The organism is Achromobacter sp. (genome assembly GCF_049647645.1).
Classification (GTDB): domain Bacteria; phylum Pseudomonadota; class Gammaproteobacteria; order Burkholderiales; family Burkholderiaceae_B; genus Achromobacter.
In genome coordinates, this window is record NZ_JBARYB010000237.1 from 24,086 (window position 1) to 32,756 (window position 8,671).

The 8,671-nt window shown below is 65.4% G+C and carries 9 protein-coding genes; 6 read left to right on the forward strand and 3 right to left on the reverse strand.

Going from position 1 to position 8,671, the window contains the following annotated elements; all coding sequences use genetic code 11:
* Positions 1-403: 403 nt before the first annotated feature.
* From WBB14_RS27425 to mpl, 3 genes are all read right to left on the reverse strand, one after another.
* Positions 404-2,308 carry a ribonuclease catalytic domain-containing protein gene (locus tag WBB14_RS27425; RefSeq protein WP_424242551.1) on the reverse strand — a complete coding sequence of 635 codons (1,905 nt, stop codon included), beginning with the start codon at positions 2,306-2,308 and terminating at the stop codon, positions 404-406.
* 75 nt (positions 2,309-2,383) lie between these two features.
* Positions 2,384-2,986 carry a YqiA/YcfP family alpha/beta fold hydrolase gene (locus WBB14_RS27430; protein ID WP_424242552.1) on the reverse strand — a complete coding sequence of 201 codons (603 nt, stop codon included), beginning with the start codon at positions 2,984-2,986 and terminating at the stop codon, positions 2,384-2,386.
* Positions 2,987-3,015: 29 nt separating this feature from the next.
* Complete coding sequence (mpl, locus tag WBB14_RS27435; protein WP_424242553.1) at positions 3,016-4,386, reverse strand: UDP-N-acetylmuramate:L-alanyl-gamma-D-glutamyl-meso-diaminopimelate ligase; 1,371 nt, start codon at positions 4,384-4,386, stop codon at positions 3,016-3,018.
* A gap of 92 nt (positions 4,387-4,478) precedes the next feature.
* Here mpl and WBB14_RS27440 point away from each other — a divergent pair, with 92 nt between their 5' ends.
* The 6 genes from WBB14_RS27440 to WBB14_RS27465 form a co-directional block, all read left to right on the forward strand.
* Positions 4,479-5,012, forward strand: coding sequence for a redoxin family protein (locus WBB14_RS27440; RefSeq protein ID WP_424242554.1), 534 nt, complete (start codon positions 4,479-4,481; stop codon positions 5,010-5,012).
* Between the two features lie 89 nt (positions 5,013-5,101).
* The gene (aroQ, locus tag WBB14_RS27445) at positions 5,102-5,536 is read left to right on the forward strand and encodes a type II 3-dehydroquinate dehydratase (RefSeq protein ID WP_013391376.1); all 435 of its coding nucleotides are present in this window, start codon (positions 5,102-5,104) and stop codon (positions 5,534-5,536) included.
* A gap of 87 nt (positions 5,537-5,623) precedes the next feature.
* Complete coding sequence (gene accB / locus WBB14_RS27450) at positions 5,624-6,076, forward strand: acetyl-CoA carboxylase biotin carboxyl carrier protein (RefSeq protein WP_424242555.1); 453 nt, start codon at positions 5,624-5,626, stop codon at positions 6,074-6,076.
* A 9-nt stretch (positions 6,077-6,085) separates the two neighbouring features.
* Complete coding sequence (gene accC / locus WBB14_RS27455; RefSeq protein WP_424242556.1) at positions 6,086-7,432, forward strand: acetyl-CoA carboxylase biotin carboxylase subunit; 1,347 nt, start codon at positions 6,086-6,088, stop codon at positions 7,430-7,432.
* A gap of 104 nt (positions 7,433-7,536) precedes the next feature.
* The gene (gene prmA, locus WBB14_RS27460; RefSeq protein ID WP_424242557.1) at positions 7,537-8,466 is read left to right on the forward strand and encodes a 50S ribosomal protein L11 methyltransferase; all 930 of its coding nucleotides are present in this window, start codon (positions 7,537-7,539) and stop codon (positions 8,464-8,466) included.
* A 24-nt stretch (positions 8,467-8,490) separates the two neighbouring features.
* Positions 8,491-8,671, forward strand: a 181-nt coding sequence (locus tag WBB14_RS27465; protein ID WP_424242558.1) for a zinc-ribbon domain-containing protein, incomplete at its 3' end; no start/stop codon positions are given.

Consider the following 8,671-nt stretch of genomic DNA (forward strand, 5'->3'; position numbering starts at 1 on the left):
CTGGCGATCATCAGCAAACCGCAAAGTGCATTCATGCCAGTGAACACTATAAAAATTCAATAAATCACGTATGTCATAGTCGGCCGCCCGCGCGGCCGACTATGACGGGCAGCTCAAGACTCGCCCCTGACCACGGCTTTAGCTGCGCCCCAGACCAAGACTCAAGTAGCTCGTCGGTGCGGGTGCCGTGGCGGCTCGCAACCTCGATGCGCCCGACGGAATCCGAAGGAATCGCCGTAGGCGATGACGAGGATGAGGAAGGGGCAGTCCGGAGCGAACGCTCCGGACCGCAATCGTGGGCGCGAGCCGCCACGGCACCCGCACCGACGAGCGGCCTACGTAGAACTAGCAAGGCCTACGTAGAACTAGCAACCAAGCGCCAAAGACGCCAAGGCAGAAGAACCTACTCCTGCCCACCCACAGCCGGACTGATCTCCCCGATATACCGGCAATCCAGCTCCAGCGACAATTCATCCATACCGAGAATATCAATCTCGACAGCAGTTCCTCGCTCCAGCTCGGGCATCCCCCCCACCCGAGTCACCAGCGGCGCATTCGCGAACCGCACCAGATCATCCCGCAGCACGTGCGCAACCGTGCGGGTCACGTTGTGCTGCTTCAGCCAACGCAGGCACCAGTAGCGTTCCATCGCGCTCTGGAACTCCGCCCAGGCCGCGTATTGCGCGTCAAAGGCGCCGATGATGGCGAACAGGTCCGCGTCGCGCGGCTTGAACGGGGCGACCAGACGTGCGGACACGCCGTGTTCAACGGCGGCGATCAGCTGCCACTGGTTGACCAGGTCGACGTAGCGGCGCAGCGGCGAGGTGCTCCAGGCGTATTGCGGCACGCCGATGGCCTCGTGCGGCAGGGCCTGGGTGCTCATGCGCACGCGGCCCGCCTGTTGCGAGCGATAGATGCCCGGCACGCCATGCTGGTGCAGCAGGCCGCCCCAGAGGTTGTTCGCCAGGATCATGTACTCCGCCACCATGCGGTCCAGCGGCGCATTGCGCTGGCGCGGCACCAGGCGCACCGGCGTATCGGGATCATCGGGGTTGCCGTCCAGGTAGAAGCTGTACTCCACCCGCGAATTGTTCTCCGGCTTGCCGCGCACGTTCTCGCGCTGGGCCGACAGGGCCTGCGCCAGCTTCCACAGCGGACGCAGCCAATGGCCGTAGGGCAGGTCGGCGGACGGGTCGGACAGGCTGGCTTCCGTGACCTGCGCGTCCAGCATGTTGTGGCGCAGGTTCTCGCGCACCACCACGCGTTCCAGGCGGGTTTCCGATTCGAGGACTTCTCCGGTCTCCGGGTCAGCCACGACGTACAGGGACAGCACCGGTACTTCGCGGCCGGCGTCCAGCGAGAACGCCTTGATGACGTTGTCCGGCTGCATCGGGATCTTGTCGCCCGGCATGTAGACGGTGGACAGCCGCGCGCGCGCCAGCTTGTCGAATTCGCTGTCGCGGGTCACCGTCAGGCCCGGCGCCGCCACGTGCACGCCGACGCGCAACCGGCCGTCGGGCAGGGTGGAGACGGACAGGGCATCGTCGATTTCGGTGGTGGTGACGTCGTCGATCGAATAGATTTCAGCGTCGGACAGCGGCAGCTCGCGCTCGACGGCGGGCAGTTCCAGGTCCGGGAACGCCAGTCCGCGCGGGAAGTTCACCGCCAGGAAGCGGCGCTTGTGCAGGGCCAGCGCGTGCGGCCAGGCGCCCAGTTCCAGCAGCAGGCGGTCGGGGCTCTTGCCCAGCTTGACGCAGGCGGCGTCCAGCGCCTTCCATTGCTGCGAATTCTTGTCGGGGCGGATCAGGAGCGACTCCGCGGCCTGGGCGATGGGCTCGGGCAGGCGTCCAGCGGCCATTTCGTCCACCCATTCCTGCTGCTGCTCGGCCTGGCGCTGCTTCTTCTCCAGCGCGGCCAGGGCGGCGGCCAGGATGTCGGGCGGGGCGGGGCGGTAGCTGCCCTTGCCGCGGCGGTGAAAGTACGCCGGCGCGCCGTGCAGGCGCATCAACAGGGCGGCCTGTTCCACGGGCGTGGGGGCGTGGCCGAAGTAATCGGCGGCCAGGGCGGGAGAGTCGAATTCTTCCTGCGGCGCGCATTCCCACAGGAATTGCAGGTCCAGGGTTTCGGCAGTCGCAGCCGCCTGGCTCATCAGCGCGGCCGGTTCGGGCGCCGCAAAGGTGAACAAGGTGTTGGCGCGCTTGATCTTGCTGCGCTTGCCGGATTCCGATTCCACCTGCAGGCTGGCATCGGTCTCGGACAGGATATTGCCGGCCTTGAAGCTGCCGTCGTCTTCGTAAAACACATACATGGTGGGGATCGTCCTGGGCGGCGCGTTCGCGCCGCCTTGCGCAGCTATATATAGAGTGTTGAGGTCTGATACTGATTATTGGGGGCGAACCTGCTTGTCGCCAAGGGCGAATTCAAGCACTTCGGGCATCCATTCCGCAAAATCGGACAAACCGTGGTCGCTGCCCTGCACGATGCGCTGGCGGCAGCCTGCGTATCGGTCCCGCATTTCGCGCCAATCCAGCACCTCGTCGCCGGTGGCCGCCACCAGGAAGTAGCGTTCGGCCTGGGTGATGTGCGGGGCGTGGATGGCGGCCAGTTCGTCCACGTATTCGGGCAGGAAGACGAACGGCGCGTCGGAATGATACATGCGGTGCTCGCCGACCTGGGTGGCGAGGTCGCGGGCGGCCTCGACCGCCGGATTCAGCAGCACCGCCTTGCAGCCCAGCTGTTCGGCCAGCCAGGTGGCATAGAAGCCGCCCAGCGACGAGCCGATCACCGTCAGCGCCCGGGGCGAGTCCGCGCCTTCCAGCTGGCGCCGGGCAATGGCCATCGCCAGGGCGACGGCCTCGCGCGGGCTGGCGGGCAGTTGCGGGCAGGCCCAGGCCTCCGGCAGGCCGCGCGCGGCCATGGCGTCGGCCATCATTCGGGCCTTGAGCGAGGTCGGCGAGGAACGGAAACCGTGCAGATAAAGAATCATTGCTCGCCTTTGCGGTGTCTTTGCCGGAATCAGGCGCGCGCCTGCAGGGCGTCCAGCAGCTTGCCGTGCACGCCGCCGAAACCGCCGTTGCTCATGACCAGAACCTGGTCGCCCGGGCGGGCGGCGCCCGCCACGGCGGCAACCAGCGCGCCGATGTCATCGTAGCTGGAAGCGCGGTCGCCCAGGGGGGCCAGCACTTCGGCCGGGTTCCAGCCCAGCGCATGCTTGCCGGAGTGGGCGCCGAAGCAGAACACCAGGTCGGCGTCGGCCAGGGCCTCGGGCAGGCGGGCAGCCATGGTGCCCAGCTTCATCGTGTTGGAGCGAGGTTCCAGCACCGCCAGGATGCGGGCCGGGCCCACCTGGCGGCGCAGGCCTTCCAGGGTGGTGGCGATGGCGGTGGGGTGGTGCGCGAAATCGTCGTAGACCTTGATGCCGTTGACCGTGCCGCGCAATTCCATGCGGCGCTTCACGCCCGCGAAGCGGCTCAGGGCGTCGATGCCCTGAGCTGCCGGTATGCCGACGTGCTCGGCGGCGGCCAACGCCGCCAGCGCGTTCATGCGGTTGTGCTCGCCGCTCAGGTTCCAGCGCACGGTGCCGGCGGTCACGCCGCCGCGCAGCACGCTGAAGGCGCCGTCGGCATCGGGCGCCGTCGCCCGCCAGGCGCCATCGGCGCCGAACGTGACGGTTTCAGACCAGCATCCGCGGGCAATCACGCGGTCCAGCGCAGCGCAGTGCGCTGGGCGCACGATGCGGCCCGAGCCCGGAATGGTACGCACCAGGTGGTGGAACTGGGTTTCGATCGCGGCCAGATCGGGGAAGATGTCGGCGTGATCGTATTCAAGATTGTTCAGGATGGCCGTACGCGGACGGTAATGGACGAACTTCGAGCGCTTGTCGAAGAAAGCCGTGTCGTATTCGTCCGCCTCGATCACGAAGGGACGGCGCGATGGGTCGAAGCGCGCCGACACATGCAGGTCCTGTGCCACGCCACCGATCAAAAAGTTGGGAGCCATGCCCGCGGCTTCCAGCACCCAGGCCAGCATCGAGCTGGTGGTGGTCTTGCCGTGGGTGCCCGCCACCGCCAGCACGTGTTGGCCGGGCAGGACGTTGTCGCCCAGCCATTGCGGGCCGGACACGTAGCGCGCGCCGGACTCCAGGATGGCCTCCATCAGCGGATTGCCGCGGCTGACCACGTTGCCGATCACATAGAGATCGGGCTTGAGCGCCAGTTGTTCGGCGCCGAAGCCTTCGATCAGCTCGATCCCTTGTTCGGACAGTTGCGTGCTCATGGGCGGGTACACGCCCGCGTCGCAACCGGTGACCTTGTGGCCGGCGGCGCGCGCGATCAGCGCCAAACCGCCCATGAACGTACCGCAGATGCCAAGAATATGCAGGTGCATTGAAAACTCTCCTGTCCTGCATTGTATATATAGAGAGGGGCCAGGCTGCGGTCCGCGCGGCGCGAAACGGCGGCAGCGGTTATGATCGCGCCATGAATCGACGCCTACTTCTTTCCGCCGGCGTGGCCATAGCCGCCACGGTTGCGGGCGGCTACACCTTGATGGGCCGCAAGACCCCGACGTCCTCGGCCCCGGCCGATGCCGGCGATCCCGTCGCCGCCCTGATGCAGCTGCAGCTCCCCGACCTGAACGGGGCGTCCCATACCCTGGCCGGCTGGAAAGGCCAGCCCATCGTGGTCAATTTCTGGGCAACCTGGTGCGCGCCATGCGTCCGAGAAATGCCCGAACTCGACGCCTTGCAGAAAAAATACCCGCATGTACGATTTGTCGGCATTGGTGTCGATTCGGCTGCGAACATGCAAAAATTTGTCGAGAAAGTACAGGTTTCCTATCCCCTCTGGGTAATCGGCGCGGGCGCTATCGATACCCTGCGCAAGCTGGGAAATCCCAGTGGTGGCCTGCCTTTTACTATTGTTTTCAATGCAGATGGCGGAATTAACCGGAAGATACTGGGTGAAATCCAGCCCGATGACCTGGACCGCACTTTATCTGGTTTAAAGGCGTAAGTCTGTTGGACAAATAGTAGGAATTGGCGTAAAAAGCTGGTTTATCGGCTGTTTTGCCAACAATTGGCAAACCACTCATTGGCAAGCGCATGGCGCAAAACATACTGGTATTGCATGGCCCGAACCTGAACCTGCTCGGCACCCGGGAACCTCATATCTACGGCAGCCTCACGCTGCAACAGATCAACGAGGGTCTGGAGTTGCTCGCAGGCGAACTGGGCGCCACGCTGACAGCGTGGCAAGGCAATCACGAAGGCGCACTGGTTGACCGCATTCAAGCGGCCCGGCAAGACGGCACGGACTTCATCATCATCAACGCGGCGGCATATACGCACACCAGCGTCGCAATTCGCGATGCGCTGGCTGGGGTCGCGATCCCATTTATTGAAGTACATTTGTCCAATCTGTATAAGCGAGAGCCCTTCAGGCATCACTCTTATCTGTCCGACTTGGCGGTAGGCCTTATCAGCGGCCTGGGCGCGGACGGCTACGAGGCGGCTTTGCGCTACGCAGTGCGGCACTGATCTCGCACCAACTCACAGCATTTACATCTTATACGGCGCGGACCCGACGCTGGGACGTCGCCGATACTATCTCGGGAAGCAGCTTCTATGGACCTCCGAAAACTCAAAACCCTGATCGACCTGGTGGCTGAATCGGGCATCGCCGAGCTGGAAATCACCGAAGGCGAAGGCAAGGTGAGGATCGTCAAGTTCTCGCAGACCTTGCAGCCGGTCGCCTACCATCACCCCGAAGCCGGCGTGCCGGCCGCGCCCGCCCAGGCCGTCGCTCCGGCCGCGCCCGCCGCGGAAGCCGCGCCGGTGATCCAGGGCCATGTCGTCAAGGCCCCCATGGTCGGCACCTTCTACCGCTCGCCGAACCCGGGTGCGGCGCCGTTCATCGACGTCGGCGCCACCGTCAAGGAAGGCGACCCGCTGTGCATCATTGAAGCCATGAAGCTGCTCAATGAAATCGAAGCCGACAAGTCCGGCGTCATCAAAGAAATCCTGGTCGAAAACGGTGAGCCCGTCGAGTACGGTCAACCCCTGTTCGTCATTGGCTGATAGCTGAAAATGTTCGAAAAAATCCTGATCGCCAATCGGGGCGAAATCGCCCTGCGCATTCAGCGCGCTTGCCGCGAGCTGGGCATCAAGACCGTGGTCGTGCACTCCGAGGCCGACCGCGAAGCCAAGTACGTGCGCCTGGCCGACGAATCGGTGTGCATCGGGCCCGCGCCGTCGCGTGAAAGCTACCTGAACATGCCGGCCATCATTTCGGCGGCCGAAGTCACGGATTCCGAGGCAATCCACCCGGGTTACGGGTTCTTGTCCGAAAATGCCGACTTTGCCGATCGCGTCGAAAAGAGCGGCTTCGTCTTCATCGGCCCGCGTCCGGACACCATCCGCCTGATGGGCGACAAGGTCAGCGCCAAGCGCGCCATGATCGAAGCCGGCGTGCCGGTGGTGCCGGGTTCGGAAGGCGCGTTGCCTGACGATCCGCAGGAAATCATCCGCATTGCGCGCGAAGTCGGCTATCCGGTCATCATCAAGGCGGCAGGCGGCGGCGGTGGCCGCGGCATGCGCGTGGTGTACACCGAGGCCGCGTTGCTGAACGCCGTCACGATGACGCGCTCGGAAGCGGGCGCCGCGTTCAACAACCCGGAAGTCTATATGGAGAAGTTCCTCGAGAACCCGCGCCATATCGAAATCCAGGTGCTGGCCGATGGCGGCCGCAACGCCGTCTGGCTGGGCGAGCGCGACTGCTCCATGCAGCGCCGCCACCAGAAAGTCATCGAAGAGGCGCCCGCGCCTGGCGTCGCGCGCCGGCTGATCGAGCGCATCGGCGACCGTTGCGCCGACGCCTGCCGCAAGATGGGCTACCGCGGCGCCGGCACGTTCGAGTTCCTGTATGAAAACGGCGAGTTCTATTTCATCGAAATGAACACCCGCATCCAGGTCGAACACCCGGTCACCGAACTGATCACCGGCATCGATCTGGTCCAGCAGCAGATCCTGATCGCCGCCGGCGAGAAGTTCACGCTGCGCCAGCGTGACATCACCTTCAAGGGCCACGCGATCGAATGCCGCATCAATGCGGAAGATCCTTTCCGCTTCGTGCCCAGCCCCGGCCGTATCACCAACTGGCACACGCCGGGTGGTCCGGGCGTGCGTATCGATTCGCATGCGTTCAACGGCTATTTCGTGCCGCCTAACTACGACTCGATGATCGCCAAGGTCATCACCTACGGCGACACGCGCGACCAGGCGCTGGCCCGCATGCGCACCGCGCTGTCGGAAATGGTGGTGGAAGGCATTTCCACCAACATCCCGCTGCACCGCGAAATGCTGCAGGACGCCCGCTTCATCGAAGGCGGCACCAGCATCCACTACCTGGAAAACAAGTTGGCGCAGCGTCCCTGACCTGCGATCCGGGGGCTTTCCGCTCCCGGGCCGCTCCTGTTTTGTTTTACGGTCAACGGGCCGCGGCGCAAGCCGCGGCCCGTTGACCAGATGGAAGAATCATCATGCGTGAACTCGTGCTCCATTGCCTGGAGGCGCAAGCCGAAGCCCTCTCGGACGCTCTGCTGGAAGCAGGCGTGCTGTCGGTATCCGTCGAAGATGCCGACCTGGGCACCGACGACGAACGCCCCTTGTTCGGCGAACCGGGCACCGAGCCCGACGTGCAGGCCTGGGACCGCAACCGCGTCGTCGCCCTGCTGCCCGATGGCGCCGATCCCGCGCAGATCATGGAAGAGGCCGCCGCCGCCGGTGAACTGGACCCCACCGTGTTCGAGGGCTGGAGCCTGCGCGACGTGCCCGACGCCGACTGGGTGCGCCTGACGCAGTCGCAGTTCGGCCCCATCCATATCGCCGAGCGCCTGTGGATCGTACCCAGCTGGCACCGCGACAATCCCGACGTCCCGGCCTTCGAGCCGGAAGCCGCCACCGAGAACGGAGCGATCCACATCGAGCTGGACCCTGGCCTGGCGTTCGGCACGGGCAGCCATCCCACGACGCATCTATGCCTGGCCTGGCTGGAAGCCGAATTGCCGGCCGGCGCCACGCTGCTGGACTACGGCTGCGGCTCGGGCATCCTGGCCATCGCCGCGCGCAAGCTGGGCGCGGGGCCGACCCAGGCGGTGGACATCGACGCCCAGGCGGTGCAGAGCACGATCTTCAATGCCGAGGTCAATCACGTCGAACTGCAAGCCATGCTGCCCGACGGGCTGGCGGAAGGCACTTTCGAAGTGGTGGTGGCCAACATCCTGTCCAATCCGCTGAAGGTGCTGGCGCCCATGTTGGCCGGGCGTGTCGCCGCAGGCGGCCACCTGGTGCTGTCTGGCGTGCTGGAGCGGCAGGCCGAGGAAGTGGCCGCCGCCTATGCGCCCTGGATCGCGATGTCGGTCTGGCGCGCGCGCGACGGCTGGGTGTGCCTGCACGGCCAGAAGGCCTGAGCGCCGCCGCCGCAGGATCGCGCCATGGCCTTGACCACCCGTTGCCCGCAGTGCGGCACCACCTTCAAGGTGGTGCTTGACCAACTGCGGGTCCGTAATGGCCTGGTGCGCTGCGGCGCTTGCTCGACCGTGTTCGACGGGCGCGCCTGCCTGGTGCCGGCCGCGGGCATGGCGCCGCCGCTGCCCACGCCGCCCGCTGCTGCGC